The 20,100-nt window shown below is 65.5% G+C and carries 19 protein-coding genes; 11 read left to right on the top strand and 8 right to left on the bottom strand.

Features of this window, described 5'->3' with window-relative positions; genetic code table 11:
- Positions 1 to 38: 38 nt before the first annotated feature.
- Entirely contained in the window at positions 39 to 1,406 is a 1,368-nt protein-coding gene (locus HMPREF3114_RS06900; protein WP_053498737.1) for a helix-turn-helix domain-containing protein, read from the bottom strand.
- A gap of 115 nt (positions 1,407 to 1,521) precedes the next feature.
- Between HMPREF3114_RS06900 and HMPREF3114_RS06905 the strand changes: the two genes are divergently transcribed.
- The 5 genes from HMPREF3114_RS06905 to mmsB are packed head-to-tail and all read left to right on the top strand — an operon-like array spanning position 1,522 to position 7,061.
- Positions 1,522 to 3,027 carry a CoA-acylating methylmalonate-semialdehyde dehydrogenase gene (locus tag HMPREF3114_RS06905; RefSeq protein WP_053498738.1) on the top strand — a complete coding sequence of 502 codons (1,506 nt, stop codon included), beginning with the start codon at positions 1,522 to 1,524 and terminating at the stop codon, positions 3,025 to 3,027.
- A 14-nt stretch (positions 3,028 to 3,041) separates the two neighbouring features.
- Positions 3,042 to 4,208 (top strand): acyl-CoA dehydrogenase family protein, encoded by a 1,167-nt coding sequence (locus HMPREF3114_RS06910; protein ID WP_053498739.1) that lies wholly within the window; start codon positions 3,042 to 3,044, stop codon positions 4,206 to 4,208.
- Positions 4,205 to 5,002, top strand: a complete 798-nt coding sequence (locus HMPREF3114_RS06915) for an enoyl-CoA hydratase (RefSeq protein ID WP_053498741.1) — start codon at positions 4,205 to 4,207, stop codon at positions 5,000 to 5,002. The genes HMPREF3114_RS06910 and HMPREF3114_RS06915 overlap by 4 nt, the downstream gene beginning before the upstream one ends.
- On the top strand, positions 4,999 to 6,174 hold the full coding sequence (locus HMPREF3114_RS06920; protein ID WP_053498743.1) for an enoyl-CoA hydratase/isomerase family protein: 1,176 nt from the start codon (positions 4,999 to 5,001) through the stop codon (positions 6,172 to 6,174). The genes HMPREF3114_RS06915 and HMPREF3114_RS06920 overlap by 4 nt, the downstream gene beginning before the upstream one ends.
- Positions 6,171 to 7,061, top strand: a complete 891-nt coding sequence (mmsB, locus tag HMPREF3114_RS06925) for a 3-hydroxyisobutyrate dehydrogenase (RefSeq protein WP_053498744.1) — start codon at positions 6,171 to 6,173, stop codon at positions 7,059 to 7,061. The genes HMPREF3114_RS06920 and mmsB overlap by 4 nt, the downstream gene beginning before the upstream one ends.
- Positions 7,062 to 7,292: 231 nt before the next feature.
- Here the strand turns inward: mmsB and HMPREF3114_RS06930 are convergent, their stop codons facing one another.
- Both HMPREF3114_RS06930 and HMPREF3114_RS06935 read right to left on the bottom strand, forming a co-directional pair.
- Entirely contained in the window at positions 7,293 to 7,718 is a 426-nt protein-coding gene (locus tag HMPREF3114_RS06930; RefSeq protein WP_004153735.1) for an organic hydroperoxide resistance protein, read from the bottom strand.
- 111 nt (positions 7,719 to 7,829) lie between these two features.
- A complete protein-coding gene (locus tag HMPREF3114_RS06935; RefSeq protein WP_053498746.1) occupies positions 7,830 to 8,810 on the bottom strand; it encodes a cation diffusion facilitator family transporter in 981 nt (326 codons plus the stop codon).
- Positions 8,811 to 9,018: 208 nt separating this feature from the next.
- On the opposite strand from HMPREF3114_RS06935, the gene HMPREF3114_RS06940 reads away from it, so the two are divergent.
- The 6 genes from HMPREF3114_RS06940 (at position 9,019) to HMPREF3114_RS06965 (ending at position 15,701) form a co-directional block, all read left to right on the top strand.
- Positions 9,019 to 10,473 carry a SulP family inorganic anion transporter gene (locus tag HMPREF3114_RS06940; RefSeq protein WP_053498748.1) on the top strand — a complete coding sequence of 485 codons (1,455 nt, stop codon included), beginning with the start codon at positions 9,019 to 9,021 and terminating at the stop codon, positions 10,471 to 10,473.
- A 155-nt stretch (positions 10,474 to 10,628) separates the two neighbouring features.
- Positions 10,629 to 11,222, top strand: a complete 594-nt coding sequence (locus tag HMPREF3114_RS06945; RefSeq protein WP_053498749.1) for a lysozyme inhibitor LprI family protein — start codon at positions 10,629 to 10,631, stop codon at positions 11,220 to 11,222.
- A gap of 25 nt (positions 11,223 to 11,247) precedes the next feature.
- Positions 11,248 to 13,638: a VgrG-related protein gene (locus HMPREF3114_RS06950; RefSeq protein ID WP_070489410.1), complete on the top strand. Its 2,391-nt coding sequence runs from the start codon at positions 11,248 to 11,250 to the stop codon at positions 13,636 to 13,638.
- Between the two features lie 386 nt (positions 13,639 to 14,024).
- On the top strand, positions 14,025 to 14,498 hold the full coding sequence (locus tag HMPREF3114_RS06955; RefSeq protein WP_070489412.1) for a Panacea domain-containing protein: 474 nt from the start codon (positions 14,025 to 14,027) through the stop codon (positions 14,496 to 14,498).
- A gap of 423 nt (positions 14,499 to 14,921) precedes the next feature.
- Positions 14,922 to 15,257, top strand: coding sequence for a hypothetical protein (locus HMPREF3114_RS06960; protein ID WP_070489413.1), 336 nt, complete (start codon positions 14,922 to 14,924; stop codon positions 15,255 to 15,257).
- Positions 15,258 to 15,353: 96 nt separating this feature from the next.
- The gene (locus HMPREF3114_RS06965) at positions 15,354 to 15,701 is read left to right on the top strand and encodes a hypothetical protein (RefSeq protein WP_070489415.1); all 348 of its coding nucleotides are present in this window, start codon (positions 15,354 to 15,356) and stop codon (positions 15,699 to 15,701) included.
- A 538-nt stretch (positions 15,702 to 16,239) separates the two neighbouring features.
- Here the strand turns inward: HMPREF3114_RS06965 and HMPREF3114_RS20950 are convergent.
- The 5 genes from HMPREF3114_RS20950 to HMPREF3114_RS06985 all read right to left on the bottom strand — a co-directional run bounded on the left by HMPREF3114_RS20950 (position 16,240) and on the right by HMPREF3114_RS06985 (position 20,002).
- Positions 16,240 to 16,425: a hypothetical protein gene (locus tag HMPREF3114_RS20950; protein ID WP_141750794.1), complete on the bottom strand. Its 186-nt coding sequence runs from the start codon at positions 16,423 to 16,425 to the stop codon at positions 16,240 to 16,242.
- The gene (locus HMPREF3114_RS20955) at positions 16,418 to 16,630 is read right to left on the bottom strand and encodes a hypothetical protein (protein WP_141750795.1); all 213 of its coding nucleotides are present in this window, start codon (positions 16,628 to 16,630) and stop codon (positions 16,418 to 16,420) included. The genes HMPREF3114_RS20950 and HMPREF3114_RS20955 overlap by 8 nt, the downstream gene beginning before the upstream one ends.
- The gene (locus HMPREF3114_RS21415) at positions 16,623 to 16,808 is read right to left on the bottom strand and encodes a hypothetical protein (protein WP_070489419.1); all 186 of its coding nucleotides are present in this window, start codon (positions 16,806 to 16,808) and stop codon (positions 16,623 to 16,625) included. Before HMPREF3114_RS21415 ends, HMPREF3114_RS20955 begins: the two co-directional genes overlap by 8 nt.
- Positions 16,801 to 17,127, bottom strand: coding sequence for a hypothetical protein (locus tag HMPREF3114_RS06980; RefSeq protein WP_256337636.1), 327 nt, complete (start codon positions 17,125 to 17,127; stop codon positions 16,801 to 16,803). The genes HMPREF3114_RS21415 and HMPREF3114_RS06980 overlap by 8 nt, the downstream gene beginning before the upstream one ends.
- A 184-nt stretch (positions 17,128 to 17,311) precedes the next feature.
- On the bottom strand, positions 17,312 to 20,002 hold the full coding sequence (locus HMPREF3114_RS06985; RefSeq protein ID WP_070489421.1) for a toprim domain-containing protein: 2,691 nt from the start codon (positions 20,000 to 20,002) through the stop codon (positions 17,312 to 17,314).
- Positions 20,003 to 20,100: the final 98 nt, after the last annotated feature.

A 20,100-nucleotide genomic window follows, 5' to 3' on the forward strand; every position in this document is an offset into this window, starting at 1 on the left:
CTTCGGCAGGTGCAGGGCGCAGCCCTGCCGAACCAACCCTATCGCCCCGGTAACTGCGCGAACGCACGCTGCATGCAGTCCTCGCGTGGGCACACCCGGCAACCCGGTCCGATCGAAACCGAGTTCCCTGGGCTCTGCACATCCAGCCCCAGCGAATACACCAGGCGTTCGGCATGCTGTAGATCGCAGCCCAGCGCCACCGCGAAGGTCTTGCGCGGCTGGCCATGGCCCACCGGGCCACTGCTGACCTGCCGCGCCAGCCAGAAATGGCGGCGCCCGTCGGGCATGCGCGCGGTCTGGGTAAGGATGCGCCCGGGCTGGTTGAACGCCTCGTAGACGATCCACAGCGGGCACGAGCCGCCCACCTGCGAGAAGTGGAAGTCGGTGGCCGAATGGCGCTTGGATACGTTGCCCGCGCGGTCCACGCGGATGAAGAAGAACGGCAGGCCGGGCGCACTGCGCCGTGCCAGCGTGCTCAGCCGGTGGCAGACCGCCTCGAAGCCGACGCCGAACTGGTGCGCCAGCAGTTCGATGTCGTAGCTGCTGGCCTCGGCCGCACGCAGGAAGCGCATGTAGGGCATGACCAGCGCGCCGGCGAAGTAGTTCGAAAGACCCACCCGCGCCTGTGCGATGCGTGCGTCATCGGTGAAGCCGGCACGCGCCACCACCGCATCGATCTGCGGCAGGTAGCCGTGCAGGGCCAGTTCGGCGGCCATCTGGAACGCCTGCTGGCCCGGCTCCAGGTAGTCCGGCAGCCACAGCCGCCGCGTACCCGCATCGTACTGGCGCTTCTCGCGCCCGGCCTGCAGTGCGGCCACTTCCACCAGCACGCCGTGACGGTCGGCCAGCAGCTGGCGCAAGCGCGGCGCCACATGCCCGGGCGAGAGCCCCCACTCGGCGAACAGGCGCTCGGCCAGTTCGTCCAGCTCGGGAATGTGGTTGTGCATGCGGTTGAAGAACTCGCGTACCTGGTCGCCGGCCGGCAGGGTGCTGCCGGCGCCGGGCTCGCCCAGCTGGAATTCCAGCGCGGCGGCATGCTCGCGCAGTGCCAGGTGGCGGCGGTGCAGGTCCAGCAGCGCACGGCTGACCTGCGGCAGGTTGCCCGCCAGGGCGCGCAGTTCGGTGGCACTGACTTCGGCCAGGCCCAGGTCGCGCAGGGTCTCGCCCAGCGCCTCCTGCAGCGCGGCGGGCTCATCTTCGTCGAACAGCGCGGAAACATCGCCCAATACCTCGCCCAGCTTCTTCTGCACCGCTGGTGTGAGGGGGCGCTTGTTGCGCTCGATCTGGTTCAGGTAGCTGGCCGACAGCCCCAGCGCCCGCGCCAGGTCAACCTGGCTGTAGCCGCGCTGTTCGCGCAGGCGCAGCACGCGCAGGCCGAGCTGCCGCTGGGGAGCTGGGGTATTCACAAAATTAACAGGAATCGTGCGGTGTGTTGGCCAGATTAAGCGGATTCAGCCCGGAAATCGAGGTGCGTGCTGTGAATAATGCCAAGCATCTTTCGCACCCTGTGGGATTGTCGTCATGACTGTTGCAGCGCCCCGTATCCGCATGCTGATCGATGGCCAGTTCGTTGAATCGGCCACCTCCCACTGGCAGGACGTGATCAATCCGGCCACCCAGGACGTGCTGGCCAAGGTGCCCTTCGCCACCACCGGTGAAGTGGACGCCGCCGTCGCAGCCGCCAAGGAGGCCTTCAAGACCTGGCGCAAGACCCCGATCGGCACCCGTGCGCGCATCTTCCTGAAGTACCAGCAGCTGATCCGCGAAAACATGAGCGAGCTGGCCCACATCCTCACCGCCGAACAGGGCAAGACCCTGCCGGACGCCGAAGGCGATGTGTTCCGCGGCCTGGAAGTGGTCGAGCACGCCGCCGCCATCGGCAACCTGCAGCTGGGCGAGCTGGCCAACAACGTGGCCAATGGCGTGGACACCTACACGATCATGCAGCCGCTGGGCGTGTGCGCCGGCATCACCCCGTTCAACTTCCCGGCGATGATCCCGCTGTGGATGTTCCCGATGGCGATTGCAACGGGCAACACCTTCATCCTCAAGCCGTCCGAGCAGGACCCGATGGTCACCATGCGCCTGGTCGAGCTTGCCCTGGAAGCCGGCATTCCGAAGGGCGTGCTGAACGTCGTCCACGGCGGCGAAGAAGTGGTCAACGCGATCTGCGACCACCCGGACATCAAGGCCGTGTCGTTCGTTGGTTCCACCCGCGTCGGCACCCACGTGTACAACCGTGCCTCGCTGGCCGGCAAGCGCGTGCAGTGCATGATGGGCGCCAAGAACCACGCCGTGGTGCTGCCGGACGCCAACAAGGAACAGACCCTCAACGCGATGGTCGGTGCGGCCTTCGGCGCCGCGGGCCAGCGCTGCATGGCCGCCTCCACCCTGGTGCTGGTCGGTGAAGCGCGCAACTGGGTGCAGGATCTGGTCGAAAAGGCCAAGACCCTGAAGGTCAGCGCCGGCACCGTATCCGGCACCGACGTCGGTCCGGTCATTTCCTGCAGTGCCCGCGAGCGCGTGGAAGGCTTGATCGCCTCGGGTGTGGAGCAGGGCGCCTCGCTGGTGCTCGATGGCCGCAACCCGCAGGTGGATGGCTTCGAGAAGGGCAACTTCGTCGGCCCGACCATCTTTGCCGGTGTCACCACCGACATGCGCATCTACCAGGAAGAAATCTTCGGGCCGGTGCTGGTCATCCTCGAAGCGGAGACGCTGGAAGACGCCATCGCGATGGTCAACAGCAACCCGAACGGCAACGGCACCGCACTGTTCACCCAGTCCGGCGCGGCCGCGCGCAAGTTCCAGGAAGACATCGACGTCGGCCAGGTCGGCATCAACGTGCCGATCCCGGTGCCGGTGCCGCTGTTCTCGTTCACCGGTTCGCGCGCCTCCAAGCTGGGCGACCTGGGCCCATACGGCAAGCAGGTGGTGCTGTTCTACACCCAGACCAAGACGGTCACCGCGCGCTGGTTCGATGACGAAACGCTGAGCCACGGCGTCAACACCACGATCAGCCTGAAGTAACGGCAGGAGCAGCCATGAGCCACTCGATGACGACGGAACTGGAAGAAGCGCAGCAGGCGTACCGCGAGGCAGCGCGCGACTTCGCACAGGCCGAACTGGCGCCACACGCCGCGCGATGGGATGCGGAGGGCATCTTTCCGCGCGAGGCGATCGCCAAGGCCGGTGAACTGGGCTTCTGCGGTCTGTACATGGACCCGGAAGTGGGCGGCAGCGGCCTGAGCCGGCTGGACGCCGCCGTCGTCATCGAGGAGCTCGCCAACGTCGATCCCTCGACTGCGGCCTACATCAGCATCCACAACATGGCCTCGTGGATGGTGTCCACGTGGGGCCAGCCAGCACTGCGCGATGCGTGGGGTACTGACCTGTCCTCGGGCAACAAGCTGGCCTCGTACTGCCTGACCGAACCGGGTGCCGGCTCCGATGCGGCCTCGCTGAAGACCACCGCCGTGCGCGACGCCGATCATTACGTGCTGAACGGCTCGAAGGCCTTCATCTCCGGCGCCGGTGCCACCGAACTGCTGGTGGTGATGGCACGTACCGGCGGTGCCGGTGCTGGCGGCGTCAGCGCCATTGCAGTGCCGTCGGACCTGCCGGGCATCAGCTTCGGCCGCAAGGAAGAGAAGATGGGCTGGAACAGCCAGCCCACCCGTGGCATCACCTTCGAAAACGTCCGCGTGCCGGTCAGCCACCTTCTGGGAGAGGAAGGCGGCGGCTTCAAGCTGGCGATGAAGGGGCTTGATGGTGGCCGCATCAACATTGCCGCCTGCTCGCTGGGTGCCGCGCAGGGCGCGCTGGATGCCGCGCGCCGCTACATGGGCGAGCGCCGCCAGTTCGGCAAGGCGCTGGCCGAGTTCCAGGCGCTGCAGTTCAAGCTGGCCGACATGGTCACCCAACTGGTGGCTGCGCGGCAGATGGTGCACACCGCCGCACGCAAGCTCGATGCCGGGGCCAGCGATGCCAATGTGTGGTGCGCGATGGCCAAGCGCTTCGCCACCGATGCCGGTTTCAACGTCTGCAATGAAGCGCTGCAGATCCACGGTGGCTACGGCTACATCCGCGAGTACCCGATCGAGCGCCTGCTGCGTGACTGCCGCGTGCACCAGATCCTGGAAGGCACCAATGAGATCATGCGGGTGATCGTTGCCCGTCACCTGCTCAACACCGAAGAGGAACTGCGATGAAGGATTGGCGTACCCAGGAGCACGTGGGCCTGAAGGTCGAGGCCGACGGCCATACCGCCGTGGTCACCCTGAACAACCCGCCGGCGCACACCTGGACCGTGCACAGCCTGTCGGCGCTGCGCGACCTGGTCGGCGCGCTCAACGCAGACCGCGACATCTACGCGCTGGTGATCACCGGTGACGGCGAGAAGTTCTTCTCCGCCGGTGCCGACCTCAACCAGTTCGCTTCCGGCGACAAGGCCGCAGCGCGCGAAGCCGCGCGCCGTTTCGGCGAAGCCTTCGAGGCGTTGTCCGGTTTCCGTGGCGTGTCGATCGCCGCGATCAACGGCTACGCGATGGGCGGAGGCCTGGAATGCGCACTGGCCTGCGACCTGCGCATCATCGAAGAGCACGCCCAGGTGGCGCTGCCGGAGGCCACCGTTGGCCTGCTGCCGTGCGCCGGTGGCACCCAGAACCTGCCGCGCCTGGTCGGCGAAGGCTGGGCCAAGCGCATGATCCTGCTGGGTGAGCGCATCAACGCCGAGACCGCGCTGCGCATCGGGCTGGCCGAAGAAAAGGTCGGCAAGGGCGAAGCCAAGGCACTGGCGCTGGAATGGGCGAAAAAGGCCGGCAAGCAGAGCCCGACCAGCATCGCCGCCTGCAAGACGCTGGTGCAGTCCACCCGCACCGGCACCCACGCCTCGGCGCTGGTGGCCGAGCGCGAAGCCTTCGTCGACCTGTTCGACACCGCCGACCAGGTCGAGGGCGTGACTGCCTTCCTGGAAAAGCGCACCGCGCAGTGGAAGAACGCATGAGCGCCGACACCGCTGCCGACGACGCACCGGTGCTGTTCGAGGAGCGCGTGGCCGGTAACGGCGTGCGCATCGGCCTCGCCACGCTCAACGCGCCGCGCACGCTCAATGGCTTCTCGCTGCCGATGGCACACCTGCTGCTGGAGCAGTTGAACGCTTGGGCCGACGACGACGGCATCGCCATGGTGGTGCTGCAGGGTGCTGGCGAAAAGGCGTTCTGCGCCGGCGGCGACCTGCACAGCCTGTACAAGGCCATGGTCGCCTTCCGTGAGGACGGCCGCAGCGACATACGCGAGAACGACTACGCCGCCGAGTTCTTCGACGTTGAGTACCGCGTCGATTACCTCATCCACACCTACGCCAAGCCGATCCTGTGCTGGGGCCACGGCATCGTGATGGGCGGCGGCATCGGCCTGATGTCCGGCGCCAGCCACCGTGTGGTCAGCGAGCGCTCCAAGCTGGCCTTCCCGGAAATCACCGTCGGCCTGTTCCCTGATGTCGGTGGCAGCTGGCTGCTGCCGCGCGTGCCGGGCAAGGGCGGGCTGTTCCTGGCCCTGACCGGCGCGCTGCTCAACCCGGGCGATGCCATCTACGCTGGCCTGGCCGATGTACATGTGCCCGAAGAGCGCCGCAGTACGGTGTTCGATGCGCTGCTGCAGGTGGCCTGGTCCAGTGACTCCGCACACAACCACGAACGCCTGACCCATCTGCTGCAGGCGCATGCCAGCGATGCCGCCACCGGTCCGCTGCTGGCCAATGCGGCGCAGGTCGATGCGTTGTGCGAAGGCGATGACCTTGAAGCCATTGTCGCGCGCATTGCCGGCCTGCAGACCGATGATGCGTGGTTGCAGGCGGCACAGAAGACCCTCGCCGCCGGTGCGCCGGGTTCGGCACGGTTGTCGTACGAGCTGCAGCGCCGCAGTGCCGGCCAGGATCTGGCCGCGATCTACCGCCTGGAGTACATCGTCGCCCTGCATTGCGCCGCCCACGGTGATTTCGCCGAAGGCATCCGCGCGCTGCTGATCGACAAGGACCGCAATCCGCAGTGGAACCCGGCCACCCTGGCCGAGGCCACCGGTGCGTGGGCCGACACCTTCTTCGCTTCCCCCTGGGCCGCTGCCGCGCATCCGCTGGCCGACCTGGGCACTCCCCTTGTTGAAAGGAGCCTTGCATGAGCCGCATTGCATTCATCGGGTTGGGCAACATGGGTGGCCCGATGGCCGCCAATCTGGTCAAGAACGGCCACACCGTGCGCGTGTTCGATCTGGTCCCGGCCGCGGTGCAGGCCGCCGTCGATGCCGGTGCCAGCGCGGCGTCGTCGGCACGCGACACCCTGGCCGATGCGGAAGTCGTGATCTCGATGCTGCCGGCCAGCCGCCACGTCGAAGGCGTCTACCTGGGCGATGACGGCATCCTCGCCGCAATCCCGGCCGGTGCACTGGTCATCGACTGCAGCACGATCGCACCAGCCAGTGCCCGCAAGGTCTCGGAAGCGGCCGCCGCGCGTGGCCTGCTGATGATCGACGCGCCGGTCTCCGGCGGTACCGCCGGCGCCCAGGCCGGTACCCTGACCTTCATCGTCGGTGGCGAAGAGGACGCGCTGGAGCGCGCCCGCCCGGTGCTGCAGGCGATGGGCAAGAACATCTTCCATGTCGGCGCCAGCGGTGCCGGCCAGGTCGCCAAGCTGTGCAACAACATGGCGCTGGGCGTGATCATGGCGGTGACCGGTGAAGCCATCGCACTGGGCGTGGCGCACGGGCTGGACCCGAAGGTGCTGTCGCAGATGATGGCGGTCAGCACCGGCCGCAGCTGGGCCACCGAAGTGTGCAACCCGTGGCCGGGCGTGCTGGAAAATGCGCCGGCCTCGCGCGGCTACAGCGGCGGTTTCGGCAGCGATCTGATGCTGAAGGACATGGGCCTGGCGGTGGAAGCGGCGATGAGTGTCGGCGCCTCGATCCCGCTGGGCGAAGTGGCCCGCAACCTGTACTCGATGAACCACCAGGCAGGCCGCGGCAAGCTGGATTTCTCCAGCGTCGTGCAGCTCATCACCAGCGACCGGTAACCGGTCGCTGGTCCGCGCATTCCACCTTATCCCCGCGCCGTTGGCGCACCCCCTTGAACAACAAGGGGGCTCTCCTCCAGAAGGATGGATGCGCGCCGTAGCGAATGCGTCCCCGGCCACGTGCCGGGGCCCACCCGGGGTGGGATGGGCGGATGCTTGGTTTCGACCGGCATCCGCCCATTTTTTTGCGCCGCGCGCGGGTAGTGCCGGCCGCTGGCCGGCAGCAGCGCATCAGGCAACGATCAGCGTCACGTCGATGTTGCCGCGGGTGGCGTTGGAGTACGGGCACACGATGTGTGCCTTCTGCACCAGTTCTTCCACCTGCTCGCGCGGCACGCCCGGCACGTTGATGGTCAGCTCGGCCTCGATGCCGAAACCGGTCGGGATCTGGCCGATGCCGACCTTGCCGGTGACGGTGGTGTCGGCCGGCAGCGCGACCTTGGCCTGGCCGGCCACGAACTTCAGCGCGCCCAGGAAGCAGGCCGAGTAGCCGGCGGCGAACAGTTGTTCCGGGTTGGTGCCTGGGCCACCGGCGCCGCCCAGCTCGCGTGGGGTCGACAGCTGGATGTCCAGCACGTTGTCGGAGGAGACGGAACGGCCTTCGCGGCCGCCGGTGGAGGTGGCCTGGGCGGTGTACAGAACCTTTTCGATGGACATCGGGATGCTCCTGGTCAGTGGGTGGGTGTTGCGTTGGAGCCTACTTTGCCCGCTTTCCGCGTACGTTGGGTTGCAACGCGTACGAAAAACTTGATCGATCGTCCTGTTGGCCTAGATCGTCCACTCGCGGTCGGTGGTGAACATGATGGTCAGCCAGCGGTCCGGCGAGGCCTCGCCCAGCGCTTCGCCGATCTCGTCGCGCAGCCGGTCCCATTCCACCAAGGGCCGCGGCGGGTCGTCTTCCGGCACCACGAAGAACAACTCGATCTGCTCGCCACGCCCCACCTGCGCCACGTAGCTGCGGTGCTCGACGAAGCCGTGCCTGGCCACGATCGCGCGTGCCACCGCATCCACATGCGCCTGCAGTTCCGGCGGAGTGACCAGCAGGATGCCGGCCAGCGCCCGGCGCACGGTGCCGAGCGGGGCGATCATCACCAGCACGCAGACGAAGGCGAGGATGGCCGGGTCGATGTACGGCCCGACCCACGCCAGCGAGGTGCCCTGCACCAGCACGCCGCCGAGGAAGGCCAGCAGGTAGCAGGCCGACATGCTGGCCGCGATCACCCAGTTCTTCGCATCCAGTGCGATGAACTCCGAGCCGATGCGCCGGTTGGCGCGCAGCACGAACCAGGCCAGCGCACCTTCGCCGACGATCGACAGCCCGGCGAAGGCGATGGCCGGGCCGAGCGCGATGTGGCGGCCGCCGGACATCAGCGCGTCGACCGCATTGACCAGCGCATACAGCGCCGCGCCGATCATCAGCGTGCCGCTCACCCCCAGCACGATCGGCTCCAGGTGCCAGAACCCCATGGTGAAGCGCTGGTTGAGCCGCGACTGCAGCGCGTCGGTGCTGGTGGACAGTGCGATCAGCCGCGCGACCAGCAGTGACAGCCAGGTCATCACCACATCGATCAGGCCGTAGATGCCGTCGAAGATGATCAGCGAGGAATTGGCCAGCAGGCCGAATACTACCGCTGCCGCGGCCAGCAGCAGTGAGCCTGCGATGGACAGGCGCAGCACGCCTTGTTCGGTGGCGGGATCGAAGAACTGTGCGTGGTCGGTGGCCATAGCGCGATTGTAGAGCGGAGCCATGCTCCGCTGCCGTTGCGGTCTGTCGACGCTGTCCCTTGGCAGCCCTGTGCCGTAGACTGCGTCCCTCCCACGTACCGATTCCCGCCTGCAGTGATCACGCCACCCTGACCCTTGCCGCATCTCGGCAGCCGGCCCGCCCGGCTCAGGAACCCGCGTCTTTCCACTGCAGCGCCATGCGGCCACGCCCGCGTGCGCGCGGAGTTTTTCCATGCAAACCTCCTACCCCCTGCGCCAGCAATGGCTCGGCAACATCCGTGGTGATCTGCTGTCCGGCATGGTCGTCGCCCTGGCCCTGATTCCCGAGGCCATCGCCTTCTCGCTCATCGCCGGCGTCGACCCCAAGGTCGGCCTGTACGCCGCGTTTTCCATCGCGGTGGTCACCGCCATCGCTGGCGGCCGGCCGGGCATGATCTCCGCCGCCACCGGTGCAATGGCGCTGGTGATGGTCGACCTGGTCAAGGACCATGGCCTGCAGTACCTGTTCGCCGCCAGCATCCTGGCTGGCCTGCTGCAGGTGCTGGCCGGTGTGTTCAAGCTTGGGTCGCTGATGCGATTCGTCTCGCGCTCGGTCATCACCGGCTTCGTCAACGCGCTGGCGATCCTGATCTTCCTGGCGCAGATGCCGGAACTGATCGGCCGCGGTCCCGCCGTCTACGTGCTGTGTGCCGCCGCACTGGCGATCATCTACCTGCTGCCGCGCCTCACCCGCTCTGTGCCTTCGCCGCTGGTGGCAATCGTCGTGCTCACCGCCGTAGTGATCGGCTTTGGCGTGGACGTGCGCAGTGTTGGTGACATGGGCCAGTTGCCGGACAGCCTGCCGCAGTTCCTCATCCCCGATGTACCGCTCAGCTGGGAAACGCTGCGCATCCTGCTGCCGGTGTCGGCCACGCTGGCCGTGGTCGGCTTGCTCGAATCGATGATGACCCTGCAGATCGTCGAGGACATCACCGAGACGCCCAGCGAGCGCAACCGCGAATGCGTCGGCCAGGGCGTGGCCAACACGGTCACCGGGTTCCTCGGTGGCATGGCCGGCTGCGCGATGATCGGCCAGTCGGTCATCAACGTGACGTCTGGTGGCCGCGGCCGCCTGTCCTGCCTGGTGGCCGGCGTGCTGCTGCTGGTGCTGGTGGTGTACGGCAGCGACCTGGTGCGGCAGATTCCGATGGCTGCGCTGGTGGCGGTGATGATCATGGTCAGCATCGGCACTTTCAGCTGGCGCTCGCTGCGCGACCTGCGCACGCATCCGCGCAGTTCCTCGGCCGTGATGTTGCTGACCGTGGTGGTCACCGTGGCCACCCACGACCTGGCCAAGGGCGTGCTCAGTGGCGTGCTGCTGTCGGCGCTGTTCTTCGCCCGCAAGGTCGGCCGCATGCTGGAGGTGCAGCGCGAGGATGCCGGAGACACGCAGGTCTACCGCGTACGCGGGCAGGTGTTCTTTGCGTCTGCCGGCCAGCTGGGCGCGGCGTTTGACTACCAGCACGTCGCGCCGAAGGTGCAGATCGACCTGCGTGACGCCCACCTGTGGGACCTGACCGCAGTGGCCGCGCTGGAACGTGCGCAGGAAAAGCTGGCCGCGCATGGAGCGGAGGTGGTGGTGGTAAGCCTCAATGTGGCTAGCCAGACGCTGATCGAACAGGTGGGCGGGCGCGCGGGCGGGCATTGAGGCTTACGCATCCTGCTTCTGCGACGAGGTGCACGCATTCTGAATCCGGTCAGGCATCTGAAACCGGCGCTCGCGTAGCATGCGTTTCCTGATGGGGCCGATGGACGGCCCCGCGTTGACGGGCCACGCGCCTGGATGCCAAGGAGATGCAAGCAATGCAGGGAATAAACCACCTTCCAGCGGCCCCCCGTGAAACGTTCGGCAAGGCTGGGGCCATCGCCCTTGCGCTGGCCTTTGGCCTCAGCCTGGCGGCATGCCAGGCCAAGAGCCCGGAGGCGGATACGGCAGCTGCTCCCGCGGCCGCCGCGCCGGCCACTGCATCGCCGCCCGCCACTGCAGAGCCTGCACGTGCCGCACCTGCCACGACGGTGGCCGATGCCGATGACCAGGACATGCCGCCGCAGCGCCCGGATGATTCCTACAACAAGGCGACGTTGCGGCCGCAGTATGCTGCATGCGTGAGATCCAGCGGCGGCGAGACATCGGCACTGCAGGCGTGTGGTGATGACGAGCTTGCTTGGCAGGAGCAGCGGCTCGAGCAGGCTTTCATGAAGATCGTTGACGGCCCCGATGGCAAGGACAAGGACAGGCTGATGGACGAGCAGGCTGCCTACATGTCCGATACCAATCGCTACTGCAGCTGGAACCCTGCCGAAGACGGGCAGGGGCAGATGCTGGACGCGCAGTCCTGCCGGATCAATCGCACCGCCAACCGTGCCGATGTGCTGCAGGCACTGACCTCAAAGTAAATCCCCCGCAAAGGAGTGCAGGAAGATGGATGTTGTGACCCAGGCAAAGCAGGCAATGGACAGCTGGCATCGCGGCCAGACGTCGGCGCATTTCGAAACCGGAGGTCGTGGCCCCGGCCACGTTTCCACCGGCAGGGGCGACCATGGTGGCGTGTCGTATGGCAGTTACCAGTACGCCACCAACGTTGGCGGCGTGGACGAATACGTCGCCGCCTCGCGCTATGGCAACCGCTTCAACGGCCTGCAGGCAGGAACCCCGGCCTTCACCGAACGCTGGAAGGAAGTGGCGGCGGCCGATCCGGCAGGGTTTGCCAGGGACCAGCACGACTTCATCCAGCACCAGTACTACGACGTGCAGATGGGCCGCCTGAAGGATGTAGGCATTGATCTTTCCGGCCGTGGTCCGGCCGTGCAGGACGCGCTGTGGAGCACCTCGGTGCAGTACCGCGGCATGACACGTTCGGTGTTCCAGAAGGGTCTCCAGCAAGCCTACAGCGAAGACTTCAAGCTGGCTGAGCTGAGTGACGAGCAGATTGTCCGCGCGGTGCAGGACTACAAGCACGCCAACGTGCAGTCGCACTTCCAGAGCTCGCCCACCCTGTGGGATTCGCTGCGTGATCGTGCGCTCACCGAGAAGAACGCGCTGGTCGGGCTGGCGCGCTACGACCAGGTCAACCAAAACCCCGAGGCTTACCGGGGCAAGGATTACCAGCAAGCGTTCGGTGAACCTGAGCCGGGCCGGCGCGGGCAGCGCGCGGCCGCATCGGCGATGGCCGACGGCGTGCTGGCACCCGGCGAGCACGGTACCGAGGTCCAGGCCCTGCAGGCCAAGTTGATCCAGGCCGGCCATACCGGCCGCAACGGGCAACCTCTGACAGCCGATAGCCACTACGGTGCCAACACCGAGCATGCAGTGCGCGAGTTCCAGCAGGCGCATGGGCTGACCGTTGATGGCAAGGCCGGCCGGCAGACCCTGCAGGCTCTGGATACGGTGGTACGCGAGCACACGCCGGCGCAGCCTGTGGCACCGGCCACGCCTGCTGCGGCACCCGCACCCGCGACTGCGCGCGAACCCGATGCCGCTGCCGCACCCGGTGGCCAGCGCATCGTCGTGGTCGAACCCTTTGGCAACGGCAGCAGCAACCGCACACTGCGTCATGGCACCAGTGGCGAGGATGCCTACCGCGAACTGAAGATCCATCACCCCAACACCAACGCCGAGGCCGTGCGCACCGGCAATGCCGCCAAGGCTGACCGCCCGTCGGCAATGGTCGAGGGCGAGCTGGAAACGGTGCGGACCCGTGGTGATCGCAACGGCATTCCGCTGGTGCACAAGGATCTGATCCTGAGTACTTCGCGCGGCGACCGGGAAGTGATGATTCCCAATCCGGTCGCGGGCTACGTGCAGGTCAACAACGACAAGTGGAACTCCATCAGCATCTGGAGCCATCCGGCCGGGCATCCGCAGCGTGAACTGGTCGGGCAGGTGCTGCATGGTGCACGTGGAAGCACCCCCTACAAGACTGGTGATTTCGTCGAGTACGGCGCGCCGTTGATCCGCCAGTCCGATGCCGGCACCCCGGGTGCCGTGCACGCACATATCGAGCTCGAGCCGGACCAGTACCGCAGGTTCCTGGGTGACATGCTCAATGACCGCATCACCCTGGGCGGCAAGGTCCACGCGCAGGGCCCCGAGGCCGCGCAGGCCGCACGCAGTGCACAGCAGGCGCCGATGGCCGATGGCGTGCTGAAGCAGGGCGAGCGCGGCGATGAGGTCAAGGCCTTGCAGGGCAAGCTGGCGGCGCTGGGCTATGCCGGGGCCGATGGCAAGCCGCTGCACGCCGATGGTGTGTATGGCAAGGACACCTTTGCGGCGGTCAAGCAGTTCCAGGCCAACAACGGCCTGGACGACGATGGCAAGGCAGGCCGCAAGACCCTGGCGCAGGTCGATGCCCCCAACGCGGTCAAGGCCGGTCCCCCGCCGGCGGCACCGGCCCGGGCCGAGCCCGCAGAGCCGGCCAGCATGCGCGACCCCGGGCACGCCGACAACGCGCGCTTCGGCCGGGCGCTGGGCAAGCTGCAGGCGCTGGAGCAGCAGCGTGCCCAGGCCGGCCTGAAGCCACTGTTCGCCAACCCGCAGGAGGTTGAGCGGGCGGCCGGCCAGCTGGCGTACGAAAGCAAGGTGTCCGGGATGCGCCAGATCGACCACGTCGTGGCCCGCCCCGACGGCACCGGTCTGTTTGCGGTGCAGGGCGAGCTGGGCGACCCGGCGGCGCAGCGGACCTTCGTCGACCGCCAGCAGGCGGTATCGCACTCGGTCGAGGCCAGCAGCCGGCAAAGCGAAGCGCTGGACAGCCAGTTCAACCAGCGTGCGCAGGAGCAGCAGCAGGAACAGGTGCGCAACCGCGGGTTGTAAGCCACGCGGCGACCCCGGGGCCGGTCGAGCGGCCAGTCCCGGCGCCACCCGCCGCCGTTCAGCCGTCCGGTGTAAACTATTGATCTCACTGGCAATGCCAGTCTCCCCGATCAACACCCCGATGACGTCCGCCACCGCCCGTTACGCCGATTCCCTGCGCCTGTCCGTTGCCCCCATGATGGACTGGACCGACAGCAAGGTATTGCAGGGTGTTCAGCGGCTCTGGCACATTATTGGCACAGTAGAATCACTCCCGTGACTTGTGTTTCACATTCTGAGACATATGTTCTGTAGACTCCGCCGTCGGAGCAGGCGCGACCTTAGCCACAGCCACTGCATCTAGGCCGCCTATGACGGGCGGCTCTTCTTGTGCCATGGAGCGACCAATGTCTTTTTCGCCCTCAACCATCGCGAACTACTTCCTCGAGCGCGCGCGCTCGGAAGGTCAGCCATTGACGCCGATGCAGGTGATCAAGTTGGTTTATATCGCCCATGGCTGGCATTGGGGCTACTTCAACCATGCGCTCATCAATGAGCCAGTAGAAGCGTGGAAATTCGGTCCTGTAATTCCTTCGCTCTATCAGGATCTGAAGTGCTACGGCAGTGGTGTTGTGCAAAATAGTCTGCGCTCGCCGCTGGGCGAAGAGGAAGCGCTGGTGCGTTCCAGCGATACCCTCGCTCTTCTGGACCACGTGTGGCGCAGGTACAACCGGTTTAACGGATTGCAGCTGTCGACTTTGACGCACGAGCCGAATACACCCTGGGCAAGATCATATCGGCCGAACCTGTGGGGTAGCGAGGTGATCCCTGAGCAGCTCATCGCAGACCACTATCGGCACAAGATACAGACGGGTCAGTAAATTTAGGGGTGGTCAAGGATGGCAACTACACCAGGGACGGCATCAGCTACTGAAGCTGCAACTACTGCTGAGCCGAGCTCCAACGCTGCCGCTTCGACCGAAGTCGCAGACGAAGGCGCAACATCGGCCGAGGGTGGATCGGCTCCGCCAGGAGCATCGGCCAGTCTGACGCAGCCTCCTCAAGTGCAGGCTGCGTCACCTCTGGCTGTCGGTTCCACGAGCCAAAGCACTGGCACCGATGCTCATTCTGGCCCGCGTAAAGAATCTGGCACGGATTCTAGTCATGGTGTTCAGGCCGCGTCGCCAAGCGGCCAAGGTCCGGCCGATCCAGATACGAGTGCCTGTGCGGCGTGTGCCGCAAAGCTCGCTCAGGCGGCCAATGAGCCTGAGCCTCCGGCTCCCGTTCCGCCGATTACTCCGGCAATGGCACGACCAACAGGTCCGCTGCCGGACTTCAGTGCGATTGATCAGGCGACCAACAAGCACGTTGTTTACGACGAAAGCGCAGTGAAGGAGCAGGAGATGCTCTTTAAGATCGCCGTGCGTTCAGAGATGCAGCGTTTGGTAGTTGGTGCGCTTCGGCTCGGCGCGTACATTTTGGCGGCACTGCTCGTCGTGCGCTTCTGGCACCTTGTTGGGCCATCATGGGCAAGATGGCTGTCAGAGGGTGATCTCCAAGCCATGGATAAGATGCTGTTCAGCAGTGCGTTTGGCGGCTTCGTCCTCTCGTATCTGAAAGACACGATCAGCTCTAAGTAGTTCGATGCGACGAGAGCGGTGCTTGGGCTGGCTCTGCGGCGAGCATAATTTGGCAGGGACATCCACGTAGGCGTCGTCAACCGGAGGGGAAGACCGATGTATAGAGCAACCAGTGTTGTTATCCCCGCAGGTATTACGACGGATGACCAAGTGAGGGAGTGGCTTGCGGAGAACGTGGAGGACTGGGAGGCCGCCCTCGATCTCGAAGTGGAGTACGTAGACGATCGCGCGGTCTACCAATGGCACCAGATTGACGATATCGACGTTGTTGGCGGCCAAGTGCGAGTTCAGTACACAGTTGAGTACGACGCCTACTATGGCTGCAAGGACATGGATTCAAGTGGCGAAGATGAAAGGGACATCACTGGCCAGTGGCGGGATGGTGAGGTGGTTTTCCAGACTTTCGTTCAGCCAGAGCGGTCTGTTCCCGACGACGAACTGTGATTTTTTCGCCATGAGAGAAGCCGCCTTCGGGCGGCTTCTTCATTTGATCGCTCATGGCCCCCTTGCGAGACGCTGGCCGTCCCACCAATTAGCGACGTCCCGAGTGTCATAGACGTTGCCGATGCGTGAGGGAAGTAAGCCGGCCGTGTGCTTGTTGGCCATCGTCTTGAGCGAAGAGGTCGGAAAATAAGTCGCTCGCAATTGTTCGGTGGTCATAGTTGCGCCGAACTGCCCATAAAGCAGCCAGAATGTGTCAAACCCGTGCAGCGTCATGCTTCGCCGCCAGCGAGCCAAAAGCCCAGCTGTATTACGTTCGACCCAGCTGTCTGCTCTGATGCCGGCGCCGGATGGAGTGCGTGGCGCTTGAGCCAATGGACCCAAGCCAAGTCAAAGTTGGCGTGCTTGGCAGTATGGCTACAGGCACATTCAATGAGGTGGCCGCCCCCGGCCTCGGCTCTGCGGAGGTCGTGAATGTACCGGGCAGAGTGTCGACGCTTGCAGATTGGAAGGGGGCGAGGTGGTGTCTTCTGTTGCTGGGTCATGCGGCCTCCTTCGCGCTACCACAGGCCGCACATGGCGCTGCCAGCGCGGCCGCAACAGCGGCGACGTACACGCTCTGGCCAAAGGGGCTGCTGCCATCCAGGATGCCGCTGGCAACGTGAGGCAGGCCGGCGCTCTCGAACTCTCCGGCAAGGAATCGGCGGGCGGCGTCTATATCAACCATGGGAGTTCTCCCAGCCGGTCAGCGTGAACGATGCGCCGCAGTCGCGGCATTCGCAGTCGCGAGAGGGACCGATGTGGTCCGAGTACTCGCCGTCAGCACGCGTGTACGTGCGCACCGAAGCGGGGATTTCTGTGTAGTCGATATAGCCAGCCATGCCGCAGTCCGGGCAGTACCGATGTGGGTCACGGATCATCGGTTCAACCATGGGTCACCTCCCGGCGCACAGCCATGGGGGTTCGGCGGCGCAGCGGCTGTGGGATCTGTCCCACGGCCAAGCCGCTGTGCCGGCGGCGGGGTGGGCGGGTCTGCCACATCTTGAGCATGGTGGCGCCAGCGACCGGCAGCAGCACGCACATGGCCAGCAGGGCGACACAATCAGCCATTGGCCACCTCCTGCGCGGCCTGTGCGACGGCAGCGGCGGTTGCCCGCTTGCCGGGTAGCATGTTGGCCACTTCGTAGGGGAACGGAATGCGGCTGGCCAGGTCGGCAAGCTCGGGCGAAATCCAGCTGGTCTCGTCGTTGAAGTCGGTTCCCTTCACCAGTTCCCAACCCTTCCTGCTGCCCCTGCGGCGCTCGAACACGCACTGCGCGACCTTGGCCGGTCCCATGTTCAGCATCGCCGTGGCGATGACGCGGTTGTGGGTGATATGGAGGGTGACCGTAGCGCTGGCGTTGGTACCACCGTCTGCCGCAGCATTCACACAGTTATGCACACCCGTGATAGCCTCCGCACCGGGTCCGGTGCTGGAATCCAGCGACTTTGCGAGGGTGGTCAAGGCTTGGCCTGTCATCTGTTGCATGGTTCTCTCCTGAACTTCGTTGGTGGATGGCCTTGGGGGCGGTGTTGGCGCACTCCCCGCCGGGCCTTTGCTGTTGCTGCGGGTCTTACTTCTGGAACACCCAGCACTTCACGGTGCTGCTGAGCATCGGGGTGGAACGGATTGCGCTGTTGACGGCGGTGTTGGCGCTCACGAACTTGTGGCGCTTGGACTCAACCAGCAGTCGGCGCAGGTCGCCAATGTCGGGCACCTGCTGGCCGTAGTAGCCCGCCTTCTGAATGAACTCGTTGAGGTTGATGGCGATGCGGGTGTCGTCGCGCGAGTGATTCAGCACGGTTCGCCTGTCGCCACTGGCCTGCATCTCGATGTACTCGTATGCATCCCAGAACTCGGAGACGATGCGGTGATCGGCGCCTATGGCGTCCTGACGTTCGGTGGCCATCTTGACCAGGGCGTCTCGGGTCTCGCGCACCATGTGTTCCGGCAGGTTGACCACCAGCCGTAGCGCATCGAGCAGGGCAAGCATCTGCGCGTGGTTCTTGATGATGCGCTCGACGCGCAGCTCCTTCTCTTCGCGCAACCTGGCTTCGTAGAACCGAACGCGCTCGGCGAACTTCTCCATCACGGCGGTTTCCGCCTTGAGCGCTGCCAGCAGGAAGTAGCTCAGCTTCTCAACCGGTAGCGCATTGAGATTGTCCGCAGCCTGCCGGCTCTCGGTCGTCGCAGTCGGCTTCTTGAAATGCAGCTTCACGATGCGCGTGAGAATGGCTTCGCTGCCATCAACAGGCGCGTTCTGGCTGATGACGATGGTTCCCTGGAACGGCGGCTCGTAGGTTTCGTTGCCGCCGTTGCGCACGCCGCGCGTGGCCAGGGTGCCGCCGCCGTAGTAGTCCTTCAGTTCGTCCCACTCGAACGATTTGGCGTGCGCCTTGTCTCCGTTGTCGCTGCGGTCGGCTTCCAGCAGCACAATGGGCATGCCGGAAATCTGCCCCATGGCGCGGGCGCGGCCGGCCTTCGTGGACTTGGCGGGGTCAAAGCCTTCATGGTCGGCGCGGGCGAGCAGCTTCCATAGGAAGTTGAGCAGCGTGGTCTTGCCGGCGCCGGCCTCGCCCGTGGCTTCCAAGAACGGGAACGACTTGTGACTGCTACGGATCTGATTGGCGTACAGCGAGCCGAACCAGAACGTCAGGGCCACAATCCCATGCGTGCCGAAGCACGTCCAAAGCCAAGCGAGCCAGTCCGTGGAGTAGTTATCGTGATCGCGCTGGATGTCCATGCGGATCGAACGCTGCGTGGTCTTGATGCGCAGCTTGTTGAACTCGAAGTAGTCCTCGGCGTTGGCGAGGGTCACCTCGCCGGCGCGCACGGCCAGGTCGGGGAAGATGTAAGCCTTGTGCTCGGGGCTGTACCCGACGAAATCGACCGTGTCGACCTTTTTGATGTTGAACAGCTGGTCTTCCATCATCCGGTCCAGCTGCTGGCCGCTACCGCTGAACACAGCACCCTGGGCAAGGCTGATGATGCGCTTCTTGAACTCGCTGGCACTGGCCACCTGGGCACCGGTGAAGGTGCCTTTTACCGATGGCGCGTCGTGCGGGAAGTCAACGCGGAAGTAGTACCAGCTTTCGTCTGTCGCCTCGTGGCGCTGGAAGTAGAGCGCCTCGGGGTAGCAGTTGGCGATCTGCTGCACCGACGCACAGGCGCGCTGGATCTTGGCCACCGCTTCATCGCTGAGCGTACCTTCCTCGTCGTCGGGATTCTTCTCACGCATCATCTTGTCGAAGCGCACAGCGTCGAACTCGAACCAGAACAGGCGCGAGGCGAACTCGATGTGGAACTCGGTTTTCTGCTCGCGCTGATAGATGACCAGCCCCTTGTCCACGGCGGTGCGCGCCATCAGCACGGCGCCGTTGTGGCGTGCCAGGTCGAGATCAGCTTGCCACTGTGCGTCGCCGTCCTCCGCCGCCTGCGCACGCAGGTGCAGATCGTTCCAGTCGGTCTTCTTCTCGCCCACCTGCTCGATCTGCGCGGCCAAGCAGCGATAGCCCAGCTTCTCGGCCCGGCGGGCGTGCTTGATGGTGTAGGCGCGTGCGCCCGGCTCGTTGTCCAGACCCCACACCAGCACTGGCAGATCGTTGGGACGGGCGGCCTTCAGTTCCTTGAGGGACAGTTCGGGATAGGCGTTGCTCGACATGGCGGCAACGGCGCAGATGCCGCGCTGCAGGAGCGCGATGGCGTCGAAGATGCCCTCCACGATCCAAACCTCGCGGGCGGTGCGCAGCTGATCCTGTGCGGCGGCACCCCACCACACCCCAGCGTAGCTCTCGCCTGGCGCAAACCGGGCCTTCATCTTGCCGAACCGGTGGGGGCGATCGATCAGCCTCTCCCACCAGCCGCCTTTGACCAGCGGGAAGCGCACGGTGGCCGTGCCCTGGCGCTTCGCGCGGTCGTAGTGGTCCTCTTGGGTGTAGAGACCCTTCAACGGCTTGATGCTGAATCCACGGTTGCTAGCCAGGTACGCGTCTGCGGCTGCATGCGGCGCCTGCGGCGTCTGGGGGTTGGTCTTGGAGTAGTCGTCGAACAGGTCATCGTAGAGGTCGCGCACGCGCACCTCCTGGCCGCACTTGGCCAGTCGGCCACAGCGCAGCACCCAAGGTTTTTCGTAGCTGGTGTATAGCTCCTTCTTGCCGCAATGGGGGCACTTGCCCCCGCGCATGTACGAGGTGCCGCTACGGTGCTTGAGGCCATAGTCGTTCTTGATACGCGACAGTACCTGTTGGCGGATTTCTTCTTGCATGGCGGCTCAGCCTTCGTTCGCCGCGTGAGCGGCGGTGCGGTGGTGTTGCATGGTTCTCTCCTGACCGCCCCGGCAGCGTTGGCGCGCTGCCGGGGCGG

This window comes from Stenotrophomonas sp. HMSC10F07, from assembly GCF_001807895.1.
Classification (GTDB): Bacteria; Pseudomonadota; Gammaproteobacteria; order Xanthomonadales; family Xanthomonadaceae; genus Stenotrophomonas; species Stenotrophomonas sepilia.